The sequence below is a fragment of the Sphingomonas rosea genome (genome assembly GCF_039538065.1).
GTDB classification, from domain to species: Bacteria; Pseudomonadota; Alphaproteobacteria; order Sphingomonadales; family Sphingomonadaceae; genus Sphingomicrobium; species Sphingomicrobium rosea.
On record NZ_BAABBR010000001.1, the window covers coordinates 2,493,375 to 2,518,380 of the forward strand.

The 25,006-nt window shown below is 68.6% G+C and carries 20 protein-coding genes and 1 other annotated feature (1 of these 21 running past the window's edge); of the genes, 9 read left to right on the plus strand and 11 right to left on the minus strand.

Annotated features, from left to right (window positions below):
• Positions 1-19 (minus strand) — a sequence feature (sul1 is cis-regulatory element that is thought to sense ions involved in sulfur or methionine metabolism; They are found in Alphaproteobacteria) (it extends 37 nt beyond the left edge of the window).
• A 70-nt stretch (positions 20-89) separates the two neighbouring features.
• Both ABD693_RS12340 and ABD693_RS12345 read right to left on the minus strand, forming a co-directional pair.
• Positions 90-1,115 (minus strand): LacI family DNA-binding transcriptional regulator, encoded by a 1,026-nt coding sequence (locus tag ABD693_RS12340; RefSeq protein WP_344697371.1) that lies wholly within the window; start codon positions 1,113-1,115, stop codon positions 90-92.
• A 17-nt stretch (positions 1,116-1,132) separates the two neighbouring features.
• Positions 1,133-2,476: an MFS transporter gene (locus ABD693_RS12345; protein WP_344697372.1), complete on the minus strand. Its 1,344-nt coding sequence runs from the start codon at positions 2,474-2,476 to the stop codon at positions 1,133-1,135.
• Positions 2,477-2,622: 146 nt separating this feature from the next.
• On the opposite strand from ABD693_RS12345, the gene ABD693_RS12350 reads away from it, so the two are divergent.
• The 3 genes from ABD693_RS12350 (at position 2,623) to ABD693_RS12360 (ending at position 7,100) form a co-directional block, all read left to right on the plus strand.
• The gene (locus ABD693_RS12350; protein WP_344697373.1) at positions 2,623-5,094 is read left to right on the plus strand and encodes a TonB-dependent receptor domain-containing protein; all 2,472 of its coding nucleotides are present in this window, start codon (positions 2,623-2,625) and stop codon (positions 5,092-5,094) included.
• A 69-nt stretch (positions 5,095-5,163) separates the two neighbouring features.
• Positions 5,164-6,240: a glycoside hydrolase family 68 protein gene (locus ABD693_RS12355; protein WP_344697374.1), complete on the plus strand. Its 1,077-nt coding sequence runs from the start codon at positions 5,164-5,166 to the stop codon at positions 6,238-6,240.
• On the plus strand, positions 6,240-7,100 hold the full coding sequence (locus tag ABD693_RS12360; RefSeq protein WP_344697375.1) for an ROK family protein: 861 nt from the start codon (positions 6,240-6,242) through the stop codon (positions 7,098-7,100). The genes ABD693_RS12355 and ABD693_RS12360 overlap by 1 nt, the downstream gene beginning before the upstream one ends.
• On the opposite strand, the gene ABD693_RS12365 is transcribed toward ABD693_RS12360, so the two are convergent.
• From ABD693_RS12365 to ABD693_RS12390, 6 genes are read right to left on the minus strand one after another with little or no spacing between them, the layout of a single operon-like run.
• Positions 7,101-7,970, minus strand: coding sequence for a transglutaminase family protein (locus tag ABD693_RS12365; RefSeq protein ID WP_344697376.1), 870 nt, complete (start codon positions 7,968-7,970; stop codon positions 7,101-7,103).
• A complete protein-coding gene (locus tag ABD693_RS12370; protein WP_344697377.1) occupies positions 7,970-8,911 on the minus strand; it encodes an alpha-E domain-containing protein in 942 nt (313 codons plus the stop codon). Before ABD693_RS12370 ends, ABD693_RS12365 begins: the two co-directional genes overlap by 1 nt.
• A complete protein-coding gene (locus tag ABD693_RS12375; RefSeq protein ID WP_344697378.1) occupies positions 8,889-10,364 on the minus strand; it encodes a circularly permuted type 2 ATP-grasp protein in 1,476 nt (491 codons plus the stop codon). The genes ABD693_RS12370 and ABD693_RS12375 overlap by 23 nt, the downstream gene beginning before the upstream one ends.
• A 2-nt stretch (positions 10,365-10,366) precedes the next feature.
• Positions 10,367-12,361, minus strand: coding sequence for a M3 family metallopeptidase (locus ABD693_RS12380; protein WP_344697379.1), 1,995 nt, complete (start codon positions 12,359-12,361; stop codon positions 10,367-10,369).
• Positions 12,354-13,169: a transglutaminase-like domain-containing protein gene (locus tag ABD693_RS12385; RefSeq protein WP_344697380.1), complete on the minus strand. Its 816-nt coding sequence runs from the start codon at positions 13,167-13,169 to the stop codon at positions 12,354-12,356. The genes ABD693_RS12380 and ABD693_RS12385 overlap by 8 nt, the downstream gene beginning before the upstream one ends.
• A complete protein-coding gene (locus tag ABD693_RS12390; RefSeq protein WP_344697381.1) occupies positions 13,169-14,095 on the minus strand; it encodes a transglutaminase family protein in 927 nt (308 codons plus the stop codon). Before ABD693_RS12390 ends, ABD693_RS12385 begins: the two co-directional genes overlap by 1 nt.
• A 73-nt stretch (positions 14,096-14,168) precedes the next feature.
• On the opposite strand from ABD693_RS12390, the gene ABD693_RS12395 reads away from it, so the two are divergent.
• Positions 14,169-14,897 (plus strand): N-formylglutamate amidohydrolase, encoded by a 729-nt coding sequence (locus tag ABD693_RS12395; protein ID WP_344697382.1) that lies wholly within the window; start codon positions 14,169-14,171, stop codon positions 14,895-14,897.
• A 65-nt stretch (positions 14,898-14,962) separates the two neighbouring features.
• On the plus strand, positions 14,963-15,301 hold the full coding sequence (locus tag ABD693_RS12400) for a DUF6481 family protein (RefSeq protein WP_344697383.1): 339 nt from the start codon (positions 14,963-14,965) through the stop codon (positions 15,299-15,301).
• 43 nt (positions 15,302-15,344) lie between these two features.
• Here the strand turns inward: ABD693_RS12400 and ABD693_RS12405 are convergent, their stop codons facing one another.
• Positions 15,345-15,767 carry a GNAT family N-acetyltransferase gene (locus ABD693_RS12405; protein WP_344697384.1) on the minus strand — a complete coding sequence of 141 codons (423 nt, stop codon included), beginning with the start codon at positions 15,765-15,767 and terminating at the stop codon, positions 15,345-15,347.
• Between the two features lie 247 nt (positions 15,768-16,014).
• Here ABD693_RS12405 and ABD693_RS12410 point away from each other — a divergent pair, with 247 nt between their 5' ends.
• The 4 genes from ABD693_RS12410 to ABD693_RS12425 are packed head-to-tail and all read left to right on the plus strand — an operon-like array spanning position 16,015 to position 22,917.
• Positions 16,015-17,697, plus strand: coding sequence for an MFS transporter (locus tag ABD693_RS12410; RefSeq protein WP_344697385.1), 1,683 nt, complete (start codon positions 16,015-16,017; stop codon positions 17,695-17,697).
• On the plus strand, positions 17,697-18,839 hold the full coding sequence (locus ABD693_RS12415) for an HlyD family secretion protein (protein ID WP_344697386.1): 1,143 nt from the start codon (positions 17,697-17,699) through the stop codon (positions 18,837-18,839). Before ABD693_RS12410 ends, ABD693_RS12415 begins: the two co-directional genes overlap by 1 nt.
• A 4-nt stretch (positions 18,840-18,843) precedes the next feature.
• On the plus strand, positions 18,844-20,244 hold the full coding sequence (locus tag ABD693_RS12420) for an efflux transporter outer membrane subunit (protein WP_344697387.1): 1,401 nt from the start codon (positions 18,844-18,846) through the stop codon (positions 20,242-20,244).
• Between the two features lie 39 nt (positions 20,245-20,283).
• The gene (locus ABD693_RS12425; RefSeq protein WP_344697388.1) at positions 20,284-22,917 is read left to right on the plus strand and encodes a M1 family metallopeptidase; all 2,634 of its coding nucleotides are present in this window, start codon (positions 20,284-20,286) and stop codon (positions 22,915-22,917) included.
• Between the two features lie 31 nt (positions 22,918-22,948).
• Here the strand turns inward: ABD693_RS12425 and ABD693_RS12430 are convergent, their stop codons facing one another.
• Both ABD693_RS12430 and ABD693_RS12435 read right to left on the minus strand, forming a co-directional pair.
• Positions 22,949-23,851: a response regulator gene (locus tag ABD693_RS12430; protein ID WP_344697389.1), complete on the minus strand. Its 903-nt coding sequence runs from the start codon at positions 23,849-23,851 to the stop codon at positions 22,949-22,951.
• Between the two features lie 68 nt (positions 23,852-23,919).
• A complete protein-coding gene (locus ABD693_RS12435) occupies positions 23,920-24,903 on the minus strand; it encodes an NAD(P)H-binding protein (RefSeq protein WP_344697390.1) in 984 nt (327 codons plus the stop codon).
• Positions 24,904-25,006 lie beyond the last annotated feature (103 nt).

Sequence of the window (25,006 nt, forward strand, 5' to 3'; positions counted from 1 at the left end):
GAGTTGCACCGGGTCCTTGCGAATGTCCGCGCCCTAGCCGGAATTGCCCTCTGTGGCCAGACCGGCCGCGGGGCCCTGGTCCCCTGCCCTCAGGCGGTTCCCCGCTCGACCAGCGTCGGGGGAAGGACGATGCTCGGCGCATCCGCGCCGTCGAGGCGGCGCATCAGGCGGTCGACCATGGCGAAGGCACCCGCGCGAATGTCCTGGCGGATGGTCGTCAGCGGCGGCGAGGTCTGGGCGGCAAAGGGCAGGTCGTCGAAACCGATCACCTTGACCGTCCCGGGGACGTCGATGCCGCGTGTCCGGAGCCGTGCGAGCGCCGCGACCGCGAGCATGTCGCTGGCGGCGAAGATGGCGTCGCCGGGGCCGAGCGGCCGGTCGAGATTGCCGGCGACCTCGGCCTCGAGCCGGTCGGCCGAAAGGTGGTTGGTGAGCGGGGTGATCGCGACGCCGTGGCCTTCGGCGGCGTCAGTCGCCCCGGCGAAGCGCGCGGCGAACTCGACCGCGGAGACGTCGCCCAGGAAATAGATGTGGCGCGCGCCGCCCGCGATCAGGCGCTCGGCTGCCAGCTTCCCGCCGAGCCGGTTGTCGGTGCCGACGACACAATGCTGCTGACCCTGCGCATGGTCGCCCCACACCACCATCGGACGGAAGTTCGCGGCGGCTTCCTCGATCCGCTCGAGCTGGTCGGACTGGCCGATCACGATCACGCCGTCGATCATCCCCGAGCCGATGAAGCGGTCTAGCCAGTCCTCGTCGCGGTCGGGCAACACGCGGCGGAGCATGAGGTCGTAGCCGCGTTCGGTGAGCGCGTCGGCGAGATGGCCGAGCAAGGTCATGAAGAAGGCATCGCTGATCTGCTGGCGCTGGTCGTGCCCGAGCGGGATCACGATCCCGATGACGTCGGTCTTTTGCCGGCGGAGGCTGCTCGCCATCTGGTTGGGGCGGAAGCCATGGGCACGGGCGAGCGCGACGATGCGGTCACGGGTGGCGTCGTTGACGAGGCTGTTGCCCGCGAGCGCCCGGCTGACCGTGCCCGCCGACACGCCGGCGATCTTGGCAAGATCGCTCAGCGTGCGGACGGGGGGCTGGTCGCTGGTTCGGGTCGGGCTCACGGGCGCTCCCTAGCAGGTCAGACCCCGGCAGAACCAGCGACCGCGGGACGAAGCGTCACGGGGCGCGCACCGCACTGGACGAATAGGGTCGCGACCGCGCCGATCACCATGAGGACGCCGCCAAGGATCAGCGCGTGGCGCGGATCCCCGCCAAGCAACGGCTGGTAGATGATCGGCATGGTCAGCGTCTCGATCAGCATCGGGATGACGATGAACATGTTGAAGATGCCCATGTAGATCCCGGTCCGCTCGGGCGTGATCGTATCGGCCAGCATGACATAGGTGTTGCCCATCATGCCGGCCCAGCCGATCCCGATCCCGATCATCAGGACGAACAGCATGAGCGGGCTGGAAGCGGTGGGAATGAGCAGCATCGCCGCGCCCGAAGCCGCGAGACAGAAGGCGTGGACCGAGCGCGCGCCGAGACGCCGGACGAGCGGAATCAGCGCCAGCGCCGCGATGAAGGCGACCAGGTTGTAGAAAGCGCCCATCTGCTGCGCGGTGAGCGTCGCCTCGCGGAAGGCGGCGCTTTGGGGATCGGCGGTGCGGTAGAGCGAGCGCCCGACGGCGAAGGCGATATACTGCCAGTAGACGAACATCGCATACCATTGGCACAGCATCGCCACCGCGAGCTGGCGCATCGGGCGCGGCATCTCGCGCAGTGCCTGGCCGATGTCGCCGAGCGCCGATCCGACCGACAGCGGGCGCGCCGCCAGTGCGGCCTTCTCGTCGGCGTCGAGCGGGAGTTCGGGCACGCGCCAGATCGACCAGACGATGGTGCTGATCGACAGGATCGCGCCGATCACGAAGGCGATGCGGACGATCACCGGAATGCCGTTGCTGTCGATCACGTCCTTGCCGACGAAGGCGGTCAGCAGGGTCGGTGCGAGGTAGCTCAGGGTCTGCGCGAGGCCGGTGAAGGCGCTTTGCGTGAGAAAGCCGGTCGGTCGCTGGTCGGGGGCAAGGCGGTCCGAGACATAGGCCCGGTAGGGCTCCATCGTGACGTTGTTGCCCGCGTCGAGCAGCCACAGCAGCGACGCCGCGACCCACAGGGCGGGCGAATAAGGCATGGCGAAGAGCGCGAGCGAGCAGATGATCGCGCCGACCAGGAAGTAGGGCGTGCGGCGGCCGAGCCGGCTCGAGGTGCGGTCGCTCAGCGCGCCGACGATCGGCTGGACGAGGAGGCCGGTCATCGGCCCGGCGAGCCACAAAAGGGGCATGGTCGCCTCGTCGGCGCCGAGAAAGCCGTAGATCGGCCCCATGTTCGCCTGCTGCAGGCCGAAACTGAACTGAAGCCCGAAGAAGCCCACGTTCATTTCGACGATTCGCGCGAGCGACAGGCGCGGTTTCGCCCCTTGCATCTTTCCTCTCCTCCAACCCGTGCCGGGGCACTGCGAGCTAAAAGTGTCACAGCTGCAGACCTGATGCAAACGATTGCAACATTTTTGTTGCAAACGTTTGCATCGACGCTAGGCCGTAACGAGTTTCGCTTTGGAGGAGTTAAGCGATGAACGTTCGTCTCACCCTCGCCGCGAGCGTTGCGCTCTCGGCGCTGACCTCGCCCGCCTTTGCCCAGACGGCACCCGAATCGTCCTCCGAACGGAAGGACCCGTCGCCGCCCACGGAGCAATCGGAGATCGTCGTCACCGCCGTCGCGCGCGGCCAGAACGTGCTCGACAGTTCGGTCTCGGTGAGTTCGATCGGAAGCAAGGCAATCGTCGACCTCGCGCCGCGTTCGGCCGCCGAGCTCATCCGCCAGATCCCCGGCATCCGCTCCGAAAGCTCGGGCGGCGAAGGCAATGCCAATATCGCGGTCCGCGGTCTCCCCGTGGCCTCGGGCGGCGCCAAGTTCCTCCAGCTCCAGGAAGACGGCCTGCCGATCCTCGAGTTCGGCGACATCACCTTCGGCAACGCCGACATCTTTCTTCGCACAGACTATAATGTCGCGCGGGTCGAAGCGGTGCGCGGCGGCTCGGCCTCGACCTTCGCTTCCAATTCGCCCGGCGGCGTGGTCAACTTCATCTCGAAGACCGGCGACCGCCCCGGCGGATCGTTCGGCCTGACCGCCGGCGTCGACTATCGCGAATATCGCGCCGACTTCGATTATGGCGGCGCGATCGACGCCAGCACCGACTTCCACGTCGGCGGCTTCGCCCACATCGGCGACGGCCCGCGCCGGGTCGGCTTCGACGGCGCGCGCGGCGGCCAGATCAAGGCCAATATCACCAGGCGCTTCAACGGCGGCTACGTCCGGCTCTATGGCAAGTATCTCGACGACCATTCGGTCGGCTACCTGCCCAATCCAGTGCTCGTGACCGGCAGCGACAGCGATCCGAAATACACCAGCATCGCCAACTTCTCGATCAACCGCGATTCGCTGCACTCGCGCAATTTCCAGCCGTTGGTCTCGCTCGACGGCAGCAACAACATCCGCACCTTCGACATCGACGAGGGCATGCACCCCAAGGTCGCGGCGCTGGGCATCGAGGCGAAGTTCGACGTGGGCGGTGTCTCGATCACCGAGCGTGCGCGTTATGCCGATGTCGGCGGCGCGTTCGTCTCTCCCTTCCCCGCCAGCGTGACGACCGCGCAGGCCGCCGCCAATGCGATCGGCGGCGCGGGCTCGACGCTTTATTACGCCAGCGGCGACAAGGCCGGGCAGCAGGTCACCAGCCCCTCGTCGCTCGGCGGGAACGGGCTCGCCGCCAATGTCGTGCTGTTCAACACGCGGCTGAAGAACCTCAACAACTTCACCAATGACCTGCGCGCGAGCAAGGTGTTCGCCTTCACCGGCGGCGAGGCGACGCTCACCGGCGGCTATTATTACTCGCACCAGAAGATCGACACCGAGTGGCTGTGGACCTCGTACCTCACCTCGGTCGAGGGCAAGGGCAATGCGGTGCTGCTCGACGTCCGCAACGCGCTCGGCCAGCGCATCACGCAGAACGGGACGGTCGGCTACAGCGCGTCCTTCTTCGGCAATTGCTGCCGCCGCGCCTACGACCTGGGTTACGACACGAGCGCGCCCTTTGCGTCCCTCTCGGTCGATCTCGGCAGCCTGTCGCTCGACGGAAGCCTGCGCTGGGACTTCACCCGCGCCAAGGGCCGGACCTTCGGCGACGGTCCGGTGGTCACGCGCGACATGAACAATGACGGCGTGATCGTGCCCGCCGAGCAGCTGGTCAGCGTGCTTCCGACCACCGGCGCCGCGCTGGTCGATTACAAGACCGATTATGCGTCCTACTCGGTCGGCGCCAACTACCTCATCAACAACAGCCTGTCGGTGTTCGGCCGGTACAGCAAGGGCGGCCGCGCCAACGCCGACCGCATCCTGTTCAACAGCAACAACGTCGATCCGGCGACCGGCGCGCTGCGCAACGACGCGGTCGCGGTGGACTTCGTCAAGCAGGCCGAAATCGGGCTCAAGTATCGCGCCAACGGTGTCGCTTTCTACGCGACCCTGTTCGACGCCCGCACCGAGGAGGAGAATTACGAAGCCACCTCGCAGCGCGTGTTCAGCCGTTCGTACAAGGCGCGCGGGATCGAGCTTGAAGGCTCGTACCGCAGCGGTCCGTTCAACCTGTCGGCGGGCGCGACCTACACCGACGCGAACATCTCGCGCGACAACATCAGCCCCGCCAATGTCGGCAACCGTCCGCGCCGCCAGGCCAAATGGATCTACCAGTCCACCGCCGCCTATGAGCAGAAAAGCTTCGGGCTTGGCGTCAATCTCGTCGGTACCGGCGACAGCTATGCGCAGGACAGCAACCAGCTGAAGCTGCCGGGCTTCACCACCGTCAACGCCTTCGTCAACGTTCGCCCGCTCCAGCGCGTAACGCTGTCGGTCAACGGCAACAACCTGTTCAACACCAAGGGCTTCACCGAAGCGGAAGAAGGATCGATCCCGGCCAACGGGATCGTCCGGGCGCGGTCGATCAACGGGCGCACCATCTCGGCGTCGGTCCGCTTCGACTTCTGACCCCTCGCGACCGGTCCTGCGCTTGCTTTCGGGCGGCGCGGACCCGCCGCCAGACGAGGACATGATCAAGTGACGAGTGCGTGGACCAGGGCGCAGGTCGCCGCCATCGACGGCGGCCTGGCGGGGACGGTGCCGAAGTTCGAGCCCCGCCGCCGGCCAGTGGGCGGCGAAGGCCGTTATTATTGGGACATGTGGCCGATCCAGCATGCCGACGGGACCGTGGCCAAGCTCGGCACGCGCGAATGGTGGATGGCGCTCTCGGCCACTGACCGCGGCGACCCCGGGCGGCGGCATTTCGAGGCCGAAATCCGCTGGATCGAGCGCCAGGGCGACGCGTGGCGCGATCGCGGCGCCGTCCTTCCCCCGCATGCCGCCCCTTACGAGCGCGAGTGGGCCGGCTCGGCGCTGCTCGACCGGGGGCGCCTCACCCTGTTCTTCACCGGCGCCGGGACGTCGGAGCGGCCGGGCGGCTATCAGCAGCGCCTGTTCGAGGCGAGCGCTCCCGTGTCGGCCGACGGAACGATCGGCCAATGGGACCGGCCGTGCCCATCGATCACGGCGCTGACCGACGATTATTGCGCGGCCGATGCGCATGATGGCGAGCCCGGGCGGATCAAGGCCTTCCGCGATCCCGCCTTCTTCCGCGATCCCGCGACGGGCGAGGACTATCTCGTGTTCACCGCGTCGCTCGCCGCGACGCAATCGGCCTATAACGGAGCCGTCGGGCTGGCGCGGCGCGAGGGCGAGGGCTGGGCGCTCCTGCCGCCGCTCGTCCACGCCGACGGGGTCAACAACGAACTCGAGCGCGCGCACGTGGTCGCGCATGGCGGTTTCTACTACCTTTTCTGGGTGACCCAGCGCGCAACCTTCTCGCCCGACCTGACCCCCGGCCCGACCGGGCTCTACGGCATGGTGGCGACCAGCCTTGCCGGGCCCTGGACCCCGCTCAACCACGGCGGGCTCGTCCTCACCAACCCGGCGACCGATCCCGGGCTGACCTACAGCTGGTTCGTGACGCGCGAGGGGATCGTGTCGAGCTTCGTCGACGATGTCGCGGGGCATGGCTTCGGCGGCTGTCCGGCGCCGCTGCTGCAACTCACCTTCGACGGCGAGACCGTGCGTCTTGCCGGGACGGCCGCCGCCTGATGCTCGGCGGGATCGAGGCCGGGGGCACCAAATGCGTGCTCGCGATCGGGTCGGCACCCGACCGGATCGAAGCCTGCGTGTCGGTGCCGACGCGGAGCCCCGAAGAAACCGTCGCCGATATCCTCGGCTGGTTTGCGCGGCAGCCGCGCATCACCGCGCTCGGGCTCGCCACTTTCGGACCGGTCGGGCTCGATCCCGCGCGCGACGACTGGGGACATATCCTCGACACGCCCAAGGCCGGCTGGAGCCGCTTCGATCTCACCGGCGCGATTGCCCGCGGGCTTGGTGTCACGGTCGCGGTCGAGACCGACGTCAACGCCGCCGCGCTCGCCGAAGCCGGCGCGCAGCCGCACAGCGCGTCGAAGTCGCTCGCCTACATGACCGTGGGAACGGGGATCGGCGTCGGGCTGGTGCTCGACGGCCGCTGCGTTCACGGCGCCGCGCATCCGGAGATGGGGCATTTCTATCCGCGCCGTCCGGCCGGCGACACCGACTTTCCCGGCACCTGTCCTTTCCATGGCGACTGCCTCGAGGGGCTGGCGAGCGGGCCGGCGATCCTTGCCCGCTGGGGCGCAACCTTGTCGGACCTTCCGCCCGACCATCCCGCGCACGGCCTCGTCGCCGAATATCTCGCGCAGGCGTGCCACACGATCTTCGCCGCCGCATCGGTCGAGACGGTGGTGTGCGGCGGCGGCGTGATGGGCGCGCCGGGCCTCCTCGAGCGGGTGGCGACGCGGGCGAGAGAACTTGATGCCGGCTATCTCCCGGGCCGCGAACGACACCTGGTCAGTGCGCCGCGGCTCGGCACCCGGTCTGGGATCGTCGGCGCCCTGACGATTGCGGCGGGGCTGTCCCTCTAGTCAGCCCTGCGACTGGCTCTGCCACGAGCCGCCCCTGCCCTGCCGCTGCGACTGGCGGCGGGCGGTCGACTTGGTGACCCGCACCTCGACCTCCATCTCTTCGGTACCCCCGCCGCGCCGCGTCCCGACGATCGGCGAGACGTCGGCGAAGTCGAGGCCCGAGGCGACGCGGACATAGGCGTCGTCGGCGCAGGTGCCGTTGGCGGGATCGAAGGCGACCCAGCCGAGCCCGTCGACCCAGGCTTCGGCCCAGGCATGGCCGGCGGGCTGCGGACCGGCTCCGTCGCGGCGATAGAGATGCCCCGAGACGTAGCGTGCCGGAATGCCGCGGGCGCGCGCGGCAGTGATGAAGATGTGCGCATAGTCCTGGCACACGCCGCGGCCTGCGGCGAAGGCATCGGCGGCCGTGGTCGAGACGGCCGAGGTGCCGGTCTCGAAGGTCATGCGCTCGGCGAGGGCGCCGCTCAGTGCGTGAAGGCGGTCGAGCGTCGAGGGGAGGCTCCGCGTGATCCCGGCCGCGAAGTCGCCGATCGCCTCATCGGGCATGGTCAGCGCGGTCGGTCGCAGGAAGACGCCCGGCGGGAGTTCGCTGCCGAGCCCCGACACGACCCCGGCGCGGTCGTCGGTCACCACCTGCCCCTGCGCGGTGATCGTCAGGGTGGTGACGGGCTCGTCGACGTAGAGCGCGGTGAGGCAATTGCCGTAACCGTCGCGGGCCTCGCGCAGCCGGGCGTCGCAGTCGACATCGATCCGCCAGTCGAGGACCGTCTGGTTGAGACTGCTTTGCGGGGTCAGTCGAAGCATCTGCACCGCATTCGTGAGCGGACGCGTGAAGCGGAAGCGCGTGCTGTGGCTGATCGTCAGGCGCATCAGGGGAAGCGGAACTGGTGCGAGATGGCGGTGTCCAGCGCGGCATTTTCCTCGATATAATCGCGCAGGAACTCGTGGAGACCGCTGCGGAACACCTCGCCGATGTTGGTCTCGGTCAGCCGCGAATGGCGAAGGCGCGCAAGCCGGTCGGCCTCGCCCTGCCGCCCGGTCCGCCCACCGATCTCGGCGAGCAGGTCGACCACCTCGGTCGAAGCGCCGGCGATCGAACGCGGCAATTCGCTCTTGAAGATGAGCAGGTCGGCGACGAGCCACGGCTTCAGCGTATCGTGATAGAACAACCGATAGGCGTTGCGGGCCGAGACGGTCTGCAGGATCGCAGTCCACTGGTCGCGGTCGAGGACCCCGCCGACCTTCTGCTCCTTCGGCAGGAGCAGGTAATATTTGACGTCGAGAAGGCGGGCGCTGTTGTCCCCGCGCTCGATCGCCGAGCCGAGGCGCATGAACCAGAAGCCCTCGTGACGCAGCATGCGGGCAAGCGCGCCTTCGAAGCCCCGGCTGTTGGCCTTGAGCGTGTCGATCAGCGAGAGCGTGTTCTGGATACCGCCCGGACTGGTGCGGTCGCCGACGTCGAGCCAGGCGCGATTGATCGCTTCCCACACTTCGGAGGACAAGGCGTTGCGCGCCGAGCGGGCATTGTCGCGGGCGCGGGACAGGCACGAGCGGATCGAATTGGGATTGTCGAGGTCGAGCGCAAGCGCCTTGCAGACGTTGAACGCGGTCGCGCCGGGTTGCGCGGTGTCGCCCGGCGCGGGACCGCGGCCGACCACCGCGAGCGCGCTTTCCCACGTCGCGTTGGCGGCATCGATGCCATAGGAGAGCGATGACAGGCGCAGGGTCGCCTCGATCAGCCGGGTCGTGAACTCGGCGCGCTCCATGTAGCGCCCGATCCAGTAGAGGTTAGCGGCTGTACGGGAGAGCATGCTGCTCCTCCGTGGGCTGGAGCTCGGGCGCGGCGATGATGAGGCTGTCCTTGGTGCCGCCGCCCTGGCTCGAATTGACCACCAGCGACCCTTCGGCGAGCGCGACGCGGGTCAGGCCACCGGGCACGATGGTGACCCGGTCGGCCCCGCTCAGGATGAACGGACGGAAGTCGACGTGGCGCGGGGTGATGCCCTTTTCGGCCAGCGTCGGGACGGTCGAGAGCGCGAGGGTCGGCTGCGCGATGTAACGCTGCGGCTCGGCCATCAGCGCGGTGCGGAAGTCGTCGATCTCCTGGCGGCTGGCGGTCGGGCCCACCAGCATCCCGTAGCCGCCCGAACCGTCGACCAGCTTCACCACCAGTTTCTCGAGATTCTCGAGGGTGTAGCGAAGCGCCTGCGGCTCGCGGCAGCGAAAGGTCTCGACATTGGGGAGCAGCGCGTCGGTGCCCATGTAGTAGCGGACGATCTCGGGCATGAAGCTGTAGACCGCCTTGTCGTCGGCGATCCCGGTGCCCGGCGCGTTGACGATGGTGACGTTGCCCGCGCGATAGGCCGACATCAGGCCCGGCACGCCGAGCCCGCTGTCAGGGTTGAAGACGAGCGGATCGAGGAAGGCGTCGTCGATGCGGCGGTAGATGACGTCGACCCGCACGCGGCCTTCGATGGTCCGCATGTAGACAATGTCGTCGGCGACCTCGAGGTCGCGGCCCTCGACCAGCTCGATCCCCATGCTGTCGGCAAGGAAGCTGTGCTCGTAGAAGGCGCTGTTGTAATGGCCCGGCGTCAGCAGCACGCAGGTCGGTTCCTGCGATCCGCGCGGCGCGACCGAATAGAGCATGTCGCGCAGGAGGTCGGGATAGGTGTCGATCGGCTGCACCGCCAATTGCGCGAACAATTCGGGGCAAAGGCGGAGCATCGCCTCGCGATTTTCGAGCATGTAGGAGACGCCCGAGGGCGTTCGGGCATTGTCCTCAAGGACGAAGAAATCGTCCGCCCCGGTGCGAACGATGTCGATCCCGCAGATGTGCGTGTAGATCCCGTGGGGCGGCACGATCGCGTTGGCGGGGATGCAGAATTGCGGATTGCCGAGGATCACGTCCTCGGGGACGACCTTGTCCTTGAGGATGTGGCGCGGCCCGTAGACGTCGGCGACGAAGGCGTTCAGCGCCCGCACCCGCTGTTCGAGGCCGAGCGACAACTTGTCCCATTCGGCGGCGGTGAACATGCGGGGCACGATGTCGAACGGGATGATCCGCTCGCCTGCCTGCTCGTCACCATAGACGCTGAAAGTGATCCCGAGGCTGCGGAAGGCGGCCTCGGCCATCGCCTGTCGCCGCGCGAGCTCGGTCACCGGCGTATTCTTGAGCCATTCGCCCAATTGCTCGAAGCCGGGACGCGGGGTCTCGCCCGAGCCCTGCCCCCAGAGTTCGTCAAAGGCCTTGCGCGCCGCCATGGTCAGGCAAGGCTCCGCGCGCGGAGCAGCGCGGCCTCGTCGGGCGCACGGCCGCGGAAGGCAGTGAAGCTCGTCATCGGATCGCGCGCATCGCCCTGCGCCAGGACTTCGCGGCGAAGGCGGTCGGCCAGCTCGGGATCGAACAGGTTGCCGGTCGCAGTGAAGGCTTCGAACACGTCGGCATCGAGCACCTCGGCCCAGAGATAGCTGTAGTAAGCGCTGGCATAGCCCCCGTCGAAGACATGGGTGAAGTAAGCCAGCCGGTGGCGCATTCCGATGGCGTCGGGCGTGCCGAGCGCGGCGAGCGTGTCGCGCTCGAAGGCTGCGATGTCGGTCGGCGGCGGCTGGGTCTGGTGCAGTTTCAGGTCGACGATCGCCGAGGCGAGAAACTCGATCGTCGCAAAGCCCTGGCCGAAGGTCTCGGCGCGGCCGATCGCCTCGACGAGATCGTCCGGGATGCCGAAGCCGCGCAGCGCTTCGGGCGACGCGACCCAGTGCTCCATGAGCTTGCTCGGGAACTCGACGAAGTCGCGCGCGACGGCGGTGCCGGCAAGGCTCGGATAGGTGACGTCGGACAGCAACGCATGAAGCGCGTGCCCGAATTCGTGGAACAGGGTGCGCGCTTCGTCGAGCGTCAGCAGCGCGTCGTCCTCGGGCTCGGCGCGGGTGAAGTTGGCGACGGTGTAGACGATCGGGCGAACCGCCGCGTCCATCTTTTCCTGCACGCGGAGGCTGCCCATCCAGGCGCCGCCGTGCTTTTCGGGCCGTGCAAGATAGTCGGTGAAGAGGAGGCCGAGCGGCGTGCCGTCGGCATTGTCGACCGACCATGCGCAGACGTCCGGATGATAGACCGCGACGTCCTCGCGGCGAGTGAAGCGCAGCCCGTAAAGGCGCTCCGCCGCGGCGAAGGCGGCGCTCCGAACCTTGCCGAGCGACAGGTGCGAGCGAACGGCGGCGGCGTCATAAGCGAAGCGCTCGCGCCGGACGCGGTCGGCGAAATAGCGCCAGTCCCAGGCGGCGAGCTCGAAATCATTGCCGTCGCGCGTGACGATCTGCTGCAGCGCCTCGGCCTCGCGCCTGGCCTGGACGAGGCCCGGGCGCCAGACGCGGTCCATCAGGCCGGCGGCAGCCTCCGGGGTCTTCGCCATCGAATCTTCAAGCGCATATTGCGCATAGGATGCGTAGCCGAGGAGCCGTGCCTTCTCGTCGCGCAGCGCGACGATCTCGGCGATGACCGGAAGATTGTCATACGGACCCGACTGGCAGCGTCCGGTGAAGGCGCGCCACACGCGCTCGCGCACCGCCCGGCTGTCGGCGAAGGTCAGCAGGCTCTCGTAGGTCCCGCGGTCGGCGCGGAACAGGTGCTGGCCGGCAAGGCCGCGTGCCGCCGCCGCCGCGCGCCCGAGCGCGCACTGGTCCTCGGGGATGCCGTCGCTTTCGTCGTCGGCGACGAGGATCTCGGTCTCGTTGGTCGCGGCCAGGACGTTCTGGCCGAAGATGACGCCAAGTTCGGAAAGGCGCGTGCTGATCTCGGCGAGGCGGTGCTTGGCCGCCGCATCGAGCGCGGCACCGCCGGCGACGAAACCCTTGTAGCTGTTGTCGACCAGCCGCGCCTGTTCGGGCGTCAGCGTTTCGCGGGTCTTCCACACCGTCGCAACGCGCTCGAACAGCGCCACGTCGTGGCTGACTTCGAGCCCCCAGGCGGTCAGCCGCGCGGAGACGTCGGCCTCGATCGCGTGGATCGCATCGTCGGCCTGCGCGGAAGACAAGGTCCAGAAGATCCGCCGGACCCGCGCCAGCACCGCGCCAGAGCGCTCGAGCGCTTCGACCGTGTTGGCGAAAGTGGGCGCGGCGGGATTGCCGGTGATCGCCGCGAGTTCGGCGCGGCTCAGCCGGATGCCCTCGTCGATCGCGGGCAGAAACTGGTCGGCGCGGATCGCCGCGAAATCGGGCGAGCCGGCCGGGCCTCCCCACTCCTGGAGGAGCGGATTAGGCAATGCTGTCGACCTCGTCGGTGTGGACGTCGAAGCCGGTCAAGATCGCCGAGCCGAAGGACGTGGTCAGCGCGCAGTCGGTGGCGTCGCGGCCGCGGGCCATGAGGATGCGCCCGATCCGCGGCTTGTTGTGGCGCGCGTCGACCGTGTGCCACTCGCCGCCGAGATAGGCTTCGAACCAGGCCGAGAAGTCCATCGGCGCGTCGGCCTTGGGAACCCCGATCTCGCCGAGGAAACCGGTGCAGTAACGCGCCGGAATGTTCATGCAGCGGCACAGCGTGATCGCGAGGTGCGCATAGTCGCGGCAGACCCCGCGTCGCTCCTGGTGGGCGTCCCACGCGGTCTTGGTCGAGCGGGCGTGCTGGTAGCCGAACTCGATCTGCTTGTGGGTGAAGTCGAGGATCGCCTGAAGCCGGGTCCAGCCCGGTTCGACGTGGCCGAACAGGCCCCAGGCGGTATCCGACAGCCGGTCGGTCTCACAGTAGCGGCTGCCCAGGAGATAGACGAGGACCTCGTCGGGCAGGTCCTGGACCGGATGCTGGATGGCGTCGGGCGTGACCCGGTCGGGCTCGCCGCTGTCCTCGATCACGAAGGTATTCGACAGCAAGGTCTCGCCCTCGGGAAGGACGAAGCGGGTCGCGATGTTGCCGAAACCGTCGCGATAATCGTGCATCGGGATTTCGGGATCGCTGCGAAGCCGGGGCTGGGTTTTGAGATACTGGTGACGCGATTCATGCACGCCAAGCAGGGCCATCATCGGCGTCGGCTGCTTGCACGTGAAGCGGATGTCGTAACCGGCGCGGATCAGCATTAAGAGGACTTTCTCGATACGGTGGCCGGAACGGCCGGGATTTCTGGTTCGACTTGCTCATCGAGCGTGACGTCGACGGTGACTTCCATCCCGAGGTCGCTGGCGGGAAACCCGCTCCACGTCCCGGAAATCGGAATGGCTTGCGCCGGATCGCGGGCGACGGCGACCCGGATCAAGCCCGAATTCCCGACGATCCCGTTGGTCGGGTCGAACTCGACCCAGCCCGAACCGGGCAGGAAGATCCGGACCCACGCATGTGTGCTACCACCCCCGACACGCCCCGAAGTTCCTTTGGGATTATACAGATAGCCCGAGACGAAGTGGGCGGCGAGTCCCAGTGCGCGGCAGGCCTCGATCATCAGCACCGCAAAATCGCGGCAGGTGCCCTGGCGCTTCTGGAGGGTCTCGATCGGTCGCTGCGTGCCCTTCTCGGCGCGCGGCAGGTAGGTGAAGTCGCGGCGGATCGCGTTGGTCATCGCGGTCAGCATCGCCAGCGTGTCGGTCTCGGCGCTCTTCTTGACGAACTTGCGCGCCCAATGGTCGAGGATCCGCTCGGGATCGTGGTGCTGGCGCTCCATCGAGCGAAGCAGGTCGGGCATGTCGTCGGGCGAATAGCCGAAGGGATAGCGCCGGGCGTAGGGCTCGATCTCGACCTCGTCGTTCAGCAGCGGGCTGTGCTTGAGGCGGATCCAGCTGTCGATCCGCAATTCCTTGGCCCGGCGATTGAACGTCGCGAGCGCGAGGGAGTTACCGAACACGTCCTGGGTCCACCGCAGTTCGGCGGGCTCGGGCGTGATGTCCAGGCGGGCTTCGAGCAGATGCTGGTCGTAGCTTTCGCGCGGACGGACAAATATGCGGTGTTCGCCGAAGGATACGGGCTGCCGGTACGTGTAGCGCGTCACATGGGAGATGGTCAGGATCGTCATGCAAAATCAGCCCATCGTCGAAGCGTCACCACATCCCCCTATCTTGGCCGCCGATGAGCCGCCACCCGTCAAAGTGCTTAATCCCGATGCGCCCTCCCCGTTCCTGCTGCTCGGCGATCATGCCGGAAATGTCATTCCAAGGGGGATGGCGGACCTCGGCCTCGACGAGACCGAGCGCACGCGGCACATCGCCTGGGACATCGGGATCGCGGCGCTGGGCGAGGCGCTGTCGGAACGGCTGAACGCCACCTTCATCCGCCAGACCTATTCGCGGCTGGTGATCGACTGCAACCGGCGGCCCGGCGCGCCCGATTCGATTCCCCCCGTGAGCGACGGGACGGCGATCGCCGCCAATGCCGCGCTCGATGCAGCGGGCGCGGCGGCGCGCGCGGATGCGATCCATGCGCCCTACCAGGCGGTGATCGGCGAGGCGATCGAGCGCCGGCTGGCGGCGGGCCAGGAAACGATCCTCATCGCGCTGCACAGCTTCACGCCCCGGATGCGCGGGATCGACCGGCCGTGGAAGGTCGGCATCCTCCACGACAAGGGCGACAGCCGTTTCGCCCGCGCCATGCTCGAATATTTCGCGCGCGACCCCGACCTTCATGCCGGGGACAATGAGCCTTATTCGATGGACATCATCGACTACACGATCCCGTTCCACGCCTACGATCGCCGCCTGCCCTATGCCGAGATCGAGATTCGGCAGGACCTGCTCGCCGACGAAGCGGGGATCGCGGAGTGGTGCGACCGGACCGAACAGGCGTTGATTTCTGCCCGTGCGCGGTATCGCGACCTTTAGGGGCGTCGAACCCGAGCTTTTCTGCTAGGGAGCGCCCGATACCCCGAACATCGAACCGGAAACCCATGAAAGCCTATACGAATACCACGTTCCAGGACCGCGCTTCGCAGGCCGCAGAAGCCAAGCAGCGCAAGATCGAGATGCTCCGCAAGAAGCCGCCGGTCGATCGGGCCGCCGAAGAAGCCCGCGTCGCCTCGCAGGCCCGGCGCGAGGCCGCCGAGGCCGAGAAGCGCGCGAACCGCAAGGCCGCCGAGGAAGCCGCCAGGCAGGCTGCCCTCGACGAGAAGAAGGCCGCAGAAGACGCCGAGGCCGAGCGGCTGGCGAAGATCAAGCCCGAGCTGACCGAAGAAGAGCGCAAGGCCGCGCGCGACGCTCGTTACGCTGCCCGCAAGGCCCGGCGCTAACTTGAACTCTTGGCCGTCCGGGTTTTTCCCGGGCGGCCAGTGCCTAGACCGCGCGCCGGAAGAACACCTCGCCGTCGGGCCCGGTCTGCGTGCGCTGCCATCCGGCGCGGCCGTAGAATTTGATCGCCCTGCTTCCTTCCTCGGTGCTGAGTGAGAGGTTGGCGATGCCTTGCGAGCGCGCCCAGGACAGGATGCGTTCGTGGAGTGCTTGGCCGACCCCGGCCCCTTCGGCCCCGACCCGGACGAACAGGGCCCAGACCCAGCGCGCCTGCGCGTCGACCGCGGCAAAGCCGAGCATTCCGGCCGCATCCTCGGCGATCCAGCTGCTGCCCGACGCGATATAGGGGAGGTAGGAGGCCTCGCGGATCAGCGTCGTCTCGGACAGGCGGTTTTCCCGCGCGGCCTTCCGGATGGCGTGCATCGCCGGAACGTCGCGGACCGTGGCGCGCCTGATGGTCGGTGTCATCGACGCGCCCTGCCAGTCCCAAGCCGCGGCGGCAATGATTGTCGGTTGCCGGACTTTCTGTTGCGCCCCGGGAACAAGTGGCTTTCGGCTTCGTAACGACTTTCGGGTGCCATGGCCGGGCTCGCGCCTGCCGACCCTCGTTCGCGTTCCCCTATTCTTCCGTCGCTTGCGAAGGTTCGTGTCATGCCGTCCCGCCACCGTCCCGCCCTGCGCCAGCACGGTCCGGTCGAAGCCTGAGGCGTCCGGCATGGCCCAGCCCCCCGTTCTCGAAGATCCCCGGTCGGGCTATACCTTCCGGCCGCACGAGATGCCGCTCATTCCCGGCTCGCCCGCGACCCCGGACCATCCCCGCCGCCGCCGCGTCGCCTATCTGCTGATCGGGCTGTTCGTCGGACTGGTCGGCGGCGCGCAGAACGGCTTTCTCCTCGCCAACACCCCGGCGCTTCAGGGCTCGCTGTCGCTGACCCCGGTCGAGGCCGGCTGGCTCTCGGTCTCCTTCTACGCGAGCTATGCCTGCATGAGCATGCTGCTCCTCCGGATGCGGCAGGAATATGGCATCCAGCCGTTCGTCCGCTACGCGATGGTCGGCCTGCTCGCCGCGAACACGGTGCAGATGCTCGAGCTTGGCTACGGGACCGAGCTTGCCGCCCGCGCGGTCGCGGGACTGGCCGCGAGCGGCCTCTCGGCGCTGTCGATCTATTATCTGATGCAGGGGCTTCCGCCCGCAGCAAGGATCGGGGGCATGGTGCTCGGCACCGGCCTGTCGCAGATCGCCTTCCCCCTCGCCCGCGCCATCTCGCCCACCCTGCTGGTTGACGGCGGGATCGACCGGGCGTTCGAATTCCAGTTCGCGCTGTCGCTGCTGGTGCTCGGGCTCGTCACCGTCTTCCGGCTGCCGCCCGGGCAACGGCGCGAGACTTTCGAATGGCTCGACGTGCCGAGCACCGCCTTGTTCGTCACCGGCGTGATGGCGCTCGTGACCTTCCTCATCCAGGGGCGGATCGTCTGGTGGGATACGCCGTGGCTGGGCGCGGTGCTGGCGGTGGCGGTGCTTGGGCTCGGCGGGTGCCTTCTCCTCGAGTCCCGCCGCTGCAATCCGATGCTCCACACGCGCTGGCTGTCGAGCCGCGCGATCCTCTCGCTCGCCATCACCGGCGCAGGCGTGCGCGTGCTGGTCTCCGAGCAGAGCTTCGGCGCAAGCGGGTTGTTCGCGTCGCTCGGCTACGCCAACGAGCAGCTCACCGGCTATTATTGGGTGCTGACGGGGGCGAGCGTCGCGGGCGCGGTGCTGTCGCTCGTGCGGCTCGATCCCAAGGACCTCACCCGCCCGATCCTGTTCGCGATCCTCGTCATCGCCATTGCGGCCTTCGCCGACACCCGCACAGGCGTCCTCTCGCGGCCGAACAACCTTTACCTGACCCAGGCCGCGATCGCCTTTGCCGCGGTCTACGCCATGGGTCCGGTCCTGATGCAGGGGATGGTCCGTGCGCTCGCGGCGGGACCGGGCCATGTGGTCAGCTTCATCGCGATCTTCTCGCTGTCGCAGACGCTGGGCGGCCTCGCCGGCACGGCCGGGCTGTCGGCGCTCCAGACCATCCGCCTCAAGACCCACCTGCTCGACGCCAGCGCGACCTTGACCGCCGCCAACCCGCAGCTCGCAGAGGGCCTGCGCCGCGCCGCGACCAGCGCCGCCTCGACCGTCTCCGACCCCGCGCTCCGCCAGAGCCTCGCTGCGGGCCAGGTGTCGCGCGAGGCGGGCCGCGAGGCGGCGGTCCTCGCCTTCAACGACGTGTTCTTCGTGATCGGGTGGCTCGCCGTCATCGCCTTCGTGGTGGTGCTCGTGCCGTGGGTGATCAACCGCGTGCGCGGGCACAATCCGCTCGGCAAGGAGCTCGCCGCCCTTCAAGCCATGACCAACCGGAGCCAATGATGAGTGAAGACCAGGTCCTCGATCGACCCGCGACCGAGGTGGATGCCCCAGACGCGGCGGTTGCCGACGCCAGCCCAGCGACGGCCCGGCCCAAGGGCTGGTCGCCCAATGTCTCGCGCCCGAAGCTCGTCGGCGGGATCTTCGTCATCGTCGCGGGTGTCCTCGCGGCGCTCTGGGCGTGGGGGCTGCCCCCCTTCGACAGCGGCGACGAGACCACCAACAACGCTTATGTGCGCGGGCAGACGACGGTGATCAGCCCGCAGGTCGCGGGTTATTTGATCGCGGTTCCGGTCAAGGATTTCGACCGGGTGCAGCCGGGCCAGCTCCTCGCGCGGATCGACCCCACGCCCTTCCAGCAGCGGGTCCGGCAGGGCGAGGCGAGCATCGCCGCGCAGCGCGCGACCCTCGCCAACAGCCAGCAGAGCCTGCGCTCGGGCGAAGCGCAGATGCGGCTTCAGGACGCCGCGGTCAGCGCCGCGCGCGCCGGGCTGGAGAAGGCGCAAGCCGACATGCGCCGGATCGACGAACTCGCGGGCGAAGGCTCGGTCTCGCTACGCGAACGCGACCAGGCGCGCGCCGCCTTGAAGCAGGCGCAGGCGAGCGTGCAGCAGGCGCAGGCGCAGCGGGCGATCGCGGCCGAACAGGTCCGCACGGTGCAGGTCGGCCGCGGCGCGCTGGAAGCACAGGTCGAGGGCGCCGACGTCTCGGCCCAACTCGCCCGCATCGACCTCTCGCGGACCGAGATACGCGCGCCGCGCGCGGGCCGGCTGAGCGAGATTTCGGCGCGGGTCGGGCAGCTGGTCTCGGCGGGAACGCAGCTCATGTATCTGGTGCCCGACGAATTGTGGGTCACGGCCAATTTCAAGGAAACGCAGACCGCCAAGATGCGGGTCGGCCAGCGCGCGACGCTGACGGTGGATGCGCTCGGCGGCGAGAAGCTCACGGGCCGGGTCCAGAGCATCGCGCCGGCGGCGGGCACCGAGTTCAGCCTGGTCAAGCCCGACGCGGGCGCGGGCAATTTCGTCAAGGTGCCGCAGCGCATCGCGGTCCGGATCGCGCTCGACCGCAATCAGCCACTCTCCCAGCGCCTCGGGCCGGGCATGTCGGTGGTGGCGACCGTCCACACCGCCGGGGGCAAGTGAGCCGATGACCGCCGCATCGCGCCTCGCCCTCGTCGCCGTGCTCGCCTTGTCGGGCTGCGCCCCTGCCCTTCGCCCGGTGCCCGACGCCTCGGTCGTCACGCCGCCGCTCGCCTGGCGCACCGAGCTGCCCGGAACGGCCGCGATCGACCAGCGCTGGTGGGCTTCGTTCGGCGACCCCGCGCTGACGGCGCTGGTCGAGGCCGCGCGGGCCAACAACAACGACGTACTCGTCGCGGCAGCGCGCATCGAGGAAGCGCGCGGGACCGAGGCACAGTCGCGCTCTCTGCTCTTTCCCACGGTCGAGGGCGGCGCCAATGCCGCGGTCCGGCGCGAGGTGTCGGCGTTCGGCAAGGCGCAGGAATCGGTGGTCGCCCAGCCGCTCGCGCGCGTGAGTTACGAGCTCGACCTGTTCGGCAAGAACCGTGCCGGGATCGATGCCGCGCGTGCCGGTGTGGCGGCGAGCGAAGCGGCGCGCGAGGCCACGCTCCTCAGCGTCAGCGGCGCGACCGCCAGCGGCTATGTCACCCTGCTCGCGCTCGACGCGCGGCTCGACACGCTCAAACGCACGCTCGCGGTGCAGCAGAAGTCGGTCCACTATGCGCAGCGGCGCGCGGAGGTCGGCTACACCTCGCAGCTCGAATGGCGTCAGGCGCAGGCAGAGTATCAGTCGACCGCGCAATTGGTGCCGCAGGTCGAGGCGCAGATCGCGCGGCAGGAGAATGCGCTGTCGGTGCTGACCGGCGCGCTGCCGGGGGCGATCCGGCGCGGCGGTACGCTCACCAGCCTCACCCAGCCCCCGCCCCCCGCGATCGTCCCGTCCGAACTCCTGCGCCGCCGTCCCGACATTGCGGCGGCCGAATATCAGCTCGCGGCGAGCGACGCGCAGATGCGGGCCGCCCGCGCGCGCTTCCTGCCGACGATCGGGATCAGCGGGTCGGTCGGAACGGTCTTCTCCGACCTTTTGAAGTCGCCAATCTCGATCTGGTCGCTGGGCGGAAGCGTGCTCGCGCCGATCTTCGACGGCGGGCGCCTCAAGGGTCAGCTGACCTCGGCGACCGCGCGGCGCGACCAGGCGGCCTTCGCCTATCGCGGCACCGTGCTCACCGCCTTCCGCGAGGTCGAGGACCGGCTCGCGACGCTCGCCCGCCTGCGCGACCAGCAGGCCGCGCTCGACGCGCAACGGGTCGCGGTGGCCGACGCGCTGCGCCACGCGCGCAACCGCTATGACGCGGGCTATTCGCCCTACATCGAGCAGGTCGACGCGCAGCGCAGCCTGCTCGGCGTCGAGCTGTCGCTGGTGCAGCTTCGCGCCGACCGGCTGAACGCGCTGATCGGCCTCTACCAGGCGGTCGGCGGCGCGCCGCCGGTGGCCGCGTCGAGGCCGATTGCAAGCGCTGGCGGATAGGCGCACACGGCGCCGTTCCATCGCTGGAGAATGTCGGTCATGCGTACACTGCCCCTCTTGCTTCTGAGTGCGTCGCTTCTTCCCGGGGCCGCGCTCGCGCAGCCCGCGCAGGACCGGATCGAATCCAGCGTCACGCAATTGCCCCGCACCGCCATCCCGCGCCACTACAGCGTCGAGGTGACGCCCGACGCGGCGAACCTGCGCTTTGCGGGCAAGGTCGCGATCGACCTCGACGTGGTGAAGCCGACGAACAGCCTCACGCTGAACGCCAAGGACCTCAAGCTGGGCGCGGTGTCGATCCAGCGCGCGGGCGGCGGCGCGGCGCAGCGCGGCCGGGCGGTCGTCAGCAAGGCGAACGAGACCGCCACCCTCACCTTCCCCGCCAGGCTCCAGGCCGGCCGCTACCGGCTGAGCATCGCTTATGACGGCGTCATCAACGAGCAGGCGACCGGGCTGTTCGCGCTCGACAGCAAGGCACCCGACGGAAGCCCGCGCCGCTCGCTCTTTACGCAGTTCGAAGCCTCCGACGCCCGCGCCTTCGTGCCGAGCTGGGACGAGCCCGACTACAAGACGCCGTGGGACCTGTCGGCGGTGGTGCCCGCGAACCAGATGGCGATCGGCAACATGCCCGTCGCGAAGACCGCGGCGCTGCCTGGCGGCAAAAAGCGCGTCACTTTCGGCACCACGCCCTTGATGTCGAGCTACCTCCTGTTTTTCGCCAGCGGCGACTTCGGCCGCATCTCGAAGACGGTCGACAACACCGAGGTCGCGATCACCGTCGGCCGCGGCAACGAAGCCAAGGCCCGCACCGCGCTCGACGCCGAAGGCCAGGTGCTGACCTATTACAACCAGTATTTTGGGACGCGCTATCCGCTTCCTAAGCTCGAGAATGTCGCCGGCCCCGGCCAGTCGCAATTCTTCGGCGCGATGGAGAATTGGGGCGCGATCTTCACCTTCGAGCGGATCCTGCTCGACGATCCCGCCATCACCACCGAGGCCGAGCGCCACGACATCTTCGGCGTCCAGGCGCACGAGATGGCGCACCAGTGGTTCGGCGATCTCGTCACCATGGCGTGGTGGGACGACCTCTGGCTGAACGAGGGTTTCGCCAGCTGGATGGCAAACAAGACCGAGCAGCATTTCCACCCCGAATGGGGCGGCGACGTCGACCATGTCGCCTCGCGCGAGGCGGCGCTGTCGATCGACGCCCTGTCGACGACGCATCCGATCGTCCAGCAGGTCCGCACGGTCGAACAGGCCAACCAGGCGTTCGACACGATCACCTATCAGAAGGGCGAATCGGTGATCGCGATGCTCGAGGGCTTCGCCGGCCCCGACGTCTGGCAGCGCGGCATCCAGGCCTATGTCGCCAAGCACAAATACGGGAACACCGTCAGCGACGACCTGTGGTCGGCGGTCGAGGGCGCGGGCGCCAGGGGCCTGACGCGCATCGCGCACGACTTCACGTTGCAGCCGGGTATTCCCCTGATCCGCGTCGGCCCCGCGACCTGCGCCGGCGGCACGGTGCGCGCGACCCTGACGCAGGACCAGTATAGCGAGGACAAGCAAGGCAAGCTGACTCCGCTGTCATGGCACGTCCCGGTGCGCGCGATGACCGTCGGGGGCACGCCGACCGCGCTCGTCACCGAAGGGCGGACCACGACGCTCAGCGCGCCGGGCTGCGGCCCGCTGCTGCTCAACGCCGGGCAGACGGGCTATTACCGGACGCTCTACCAGCCCAACCAGCTCGCCGAACTGACCCGCGCCTTCGCGAGCCTCGGGCCGGTCGACCAATATGGCCTCCTCAACGACACCAGCGCATTGTCGCGCTCGGGCTATCAGGCCTATGCCCCCGCGCTCGACATGCTCGCGGCGGTGCCGGGCAATGCCCATCCCAAGGTGGCGGCGAGCGCGCTCGGCAAATGGTCGGGGCTCTACGGCCTGTTCTCGGGCGATGCGGCCAGCCAGGCGCTCGTCGCGGCGCAGATCGAGGCGCGGTTCAAGCCGATGCTCGACCGCATGGGCCTCGCCCCGCGCGAGGGCGAGCCGGTGATGGACGCGACGCTCCGGCCGCAGTTGATATCCGTGCTCGGCGAAGTGGGCGATCCCGCGGTGCGAGCCGAGGCGCGTCGCCTGTTCGCCGCCCCCGCCGCCATCCCGGGCTCGCTCAAGTCGACCTGGCTCGGTGTCGTCGCCTACGATGCCGACGAGGCGACGTGGGAGAAACTCCACCAGCTCGCGCAGACCGCCACCGGCTCGGTCGAGCGCACGACCTATTACGAGCTGCTCGGGCGGACGAAGAACGAATCGCTCGCGCGCCGCGCGCTCGACCTCGCTTTGACGCCGGAACCGGGCAAGACCGTGAGCTCGGGGATCATCTCGGCGGTCGCGGCGGAGCATCCCGAAATGGCGCTCGACTTCGCGCTCGCGCACTTGGCGCAGGTGCGAAGCCTGGTCGACAGCTCGGGCTGGTCGCGCTTTCTCGCCCAGCTCGGCGCGGGCAGCGGGAAGCCCGAGACGATCGCCAAGCTCGACGCCTACGCCAGGGCCAATGTCGCAGCGAGCGACCGCAAGCCGATCACGCAGGTCACGACGCGGATCGCGACGCGCCTGTCGGAGAACGGGCGCCTGAAGCCTGCCGCGCTCGCGTGGCTACGCACGCACAAGGCGTGAGGGCGGCCTCCGCTGCGGGAAGAAGGCGGCGCTAGGAGGAGGTCGCGGACAGGCGTCGAAGGACGTCGGTCCGCACTTCCTGCGGCGTCACGACCAGTCCCGTCGCCCCCGCCTCGGCAACCATCCGCCGCTGCGCCGCCTGCCCTTCGGCATCCTTGGCGCGGATCGTGTAGATGAGCACGGGCACCTTGTCGCCGCGCGCCCGCAGCGCCTCGGTCATCTTGAGCCCGGCGAGCCGGTCCTCGCCGCGCCCGAGGTCGCTGATCACCAGGTCGTAATGGTTCATCGCGAGGAGCTTGAGCGCATCCTCGGTGGTCTCGGCGAGGTGCACCGCAATCTGGTTCTTGCGGAAGTCGGCGACTTGCTGGCTGTTGTTCGACGGATGGTCGTCGACCCACAGGATGGTCGCGACCGAGCCCGGCGCATCATGGGTCAGCAGCGGGCCCTTGCGGACTTCGGCGGGTGCCCGTGAGCGGTCGATGGTCGCGGCTCCGGCGCCAGCGAGAAGCAGGATGGTGAGGCCGAGCGCGACCGCCTTGCCGACCGGCCGCTCGCGCGGTGCCGGCACGGGTTCGCCGAGCGCGGCGCGCGGCTCGGGTTCGGGCTCGCGCGGGACCGCCCCTTCGACCGTGCGCATGACGTAGCCGAGGCCGTAAGATGCGACGATCTCGATATCCGACCCGGCGATCGCCTGGCGCAGCTTGCTGATCGCCTTGGCGAGGCTGTTCTCCTGGACGATCTGCCCAGGCCAGGCAGTGCGCAGCAGCTCTTCCTTGGTGACGCATTGTCCAAAGCGGCGGGCGAGCGTTTCGAACACGCTGCCCGAGCGCGGGTCGAGCAAGGTCCGGCGGTCATCGACCGCGACGGTGCGCACCCACGGTTCGAAGCGCAGGCCCCATCGTTCGAATTCGGGAAAGTCGTCCGTCCCTGTCATCCGACATCACTCACGCAACTTGGGGCCGCGCGTTCATAAACGGTTATCGGCGATGTACCAAACGGGCCTCAGGGCGGTAGCAGCGCATGCGCGCCGAGATCGCTCTCAGCCTCCCCGCGCAGCAGCCGCGCATAATGATCGCGGAGCGTTTCGGAACCGGTCGAGGGCGTCGCGTCGGCATCATAATGCGTGCCCTTCCACACGAGCATGGACTCGGTCGCATAATAGCGCCCGATTCGCGCGAGCTCGGCCTTGTCGCGAAGCTTGGGCGACAGGCGCCCGAACAAGCTCAGCGCGGCGATGATCGCATCCATCATGCGCACGGAAACAGAGCGAAAACGGGCAGGCTTGCCGAGCATGGCGAACAGCATCTCCGCTTGCTCGCGCGGAGTGATCGCAGGTCCGGGGCCGCCGATGGGAAGGCGCTGGTTGCGCAGTGACTCGTCCTCGACGCAGCGGACGAGGAACGCCGCGAGGTCGGCATCGCTGATCGGCTTGCAGGCGGTGAGCCTGCCGTCGCCGAAGAGCAGCCACGGCTTGCCGCGCTGCACCCGCGCGACCTGCCCTGACAGCGATTTGAAGAACGCGGTCGGGCGCACGATGGTGTAGGCGATCCCGCTGCCGACCAGCGCCCGCTCGACGGCGAGCTTGGCATGCTGGAAGGCCAATCGCGGTTTCTGCACGCAGATGGCGGACAGCAGCACGACATGCGCGACGCCCGCGCGTCGTGCGGCGTCGAGCAGGATCAGTTGCGCGTCATGGTCGATGGCTTGCGCGTCGGCCGGCGCGCCGGTGCGCGAGGCGAGGCACGAGACGAGCGTATCGAACCGCTCGCCGCGAAAGCCAGCGGTTTCGACCGAGCGCGGATCGGTGACGTCGCCGCGGCGGATGTCGGCGCCCTCCAGCCCCTCGGCCTTCGCCGCCGGGCGAACGAAACAGACGACCTCGTGCCCGCGCGCATGCAAAGCCCGCGCCGTGGCCTTCCCGATCGTCCCGGTCGCGCCGGCAAGGAAGATGCGCCGGCGGACGGGGGCGGTGCTCTGCTCTGTCACGACAGCGAAGGTGCACGAGGCCGCGCGGCGAGGCAAATGGCGCGCCCACCGGATCCGGCGGGGTGTCAAACTTAGCCCTTTGGTAACCTCGCCGCGCTATGGT

What these genes read in the sequence shown, in the direction of transcription:
- ABD693_RS12345 (WP_344697372.1), bottom strand. Translation starts at nt 2,476, where the DNA reads ATGCAAGGGGCGAAACCGCGCCTGTCGCTCGCGCGAATCGTCGAAATG.
- ABD693_RS12390 (WP_344697381.1), bottom strand. Translation starts at nt 14,095, where the DNA reads ATGACGATCCTGACCATCTCCCATGTGACGCGCTACACGTACCGGCAG.
- ABD693_RS12425 (WP_344697388.1), top strand. Translation starts at nt 20,284, where the DNA reads ATGCGTACACTGCCCCTCTTGCTTCTGAGTGCGTCGCTTCTTCCCGGG.
- ABD693_RS12415 (WP_344697386.1), top strand. Translation starts at nt 17,697, where the DNA reads ATGAGTGAAGACCAGGTCCTCGATCGACCCGCGACCGAGGTGGATGCC.
- ABD693_RS12400 (WP_344697383.1), top strand. Translation starts at nt 14,963, where the DNA reads ATGAAAGCCTATACGAATACCACGTTCCAGGACCGCGCTTCGCAGGCC.
- ABD693_RS12410 (WP_344697385.1), top strand. Translation starts at nt 16,015, where the DNA reads ATGGCCCAGCCCCCCGTTCTCGAAGATCCCCGGTCGGGCTATACCTTC.
- ABD693_RS12385 (WP_344697380.1), bottom strand. Translation starts at nt 13,169, where the DNA reads ATGCTGATCCGCGCCGGTTACGACATCCGCTTCACGTGCAAGCAGCCG.
- ABD693_RS12350 (WP_344697373.1), top strand. Translation starts at nt 2,623, where the DNA reads ATGAACGTTCGTCTCACCCTCGCCGCGAGCGTTGCGCTCTCGGCGCTG.
- ABD693_RS12370 (WP_344697377.1), bottom strand. Translation starts at nt 8,911, where the DNA reads ATGCTCTCCCGTACAGCCGCTAACCTCTACTGGATCGGGCGCTACATG.
- ABD693_RS12405 (WP_344697384.1), bottom strand. Translation starts at nt 15,767, where the DNA reads ATGACACCGACCATCAGGCGCGCCACGGTCCGCGACGTTCCGGCGATG.
- ABD693_RS12420 (WP_344697387.1), top strand. Translation starts at nt 18,844, where the DNA reads ATGACCGCCGCATCGCGCCTCGCCCTCGTCGCCGTGCTCGCCTTGTCG.
- ABD693_RS12365 (WP_344697376.1), bottom strand. Translation starts at nt 7,970, where the DNA reads ATGCGCCTGACGATCAGCCACAGCACGCGCTTCCGCTTCACGCGTCCG.
- ABD693_RS12430 (WP_344697389.1), bottom strand. Translation starts at nt 23,851, where the DNA reads ATGACAGGGACGGACGACTTTCCCGAATTCGAACGATGGGGCCTGCGC.
- ABD693_RS12360 (WP_344697375.1), top strand. Translation starts at nt 6,240, where the DNA reads ATGCTCGGCGGGATCGAGGCCGGGGGCACCAAATGCGTGCTCGCGATC.
- ABD693_RS12375 (WP_344697378.1), bottom strand. Translation starts at nt 10,364, where the DNA reads ATGGCGGCGCGCAAGGCCTTTGACGAACTCTGGGGGCAGGGCTCGGGC.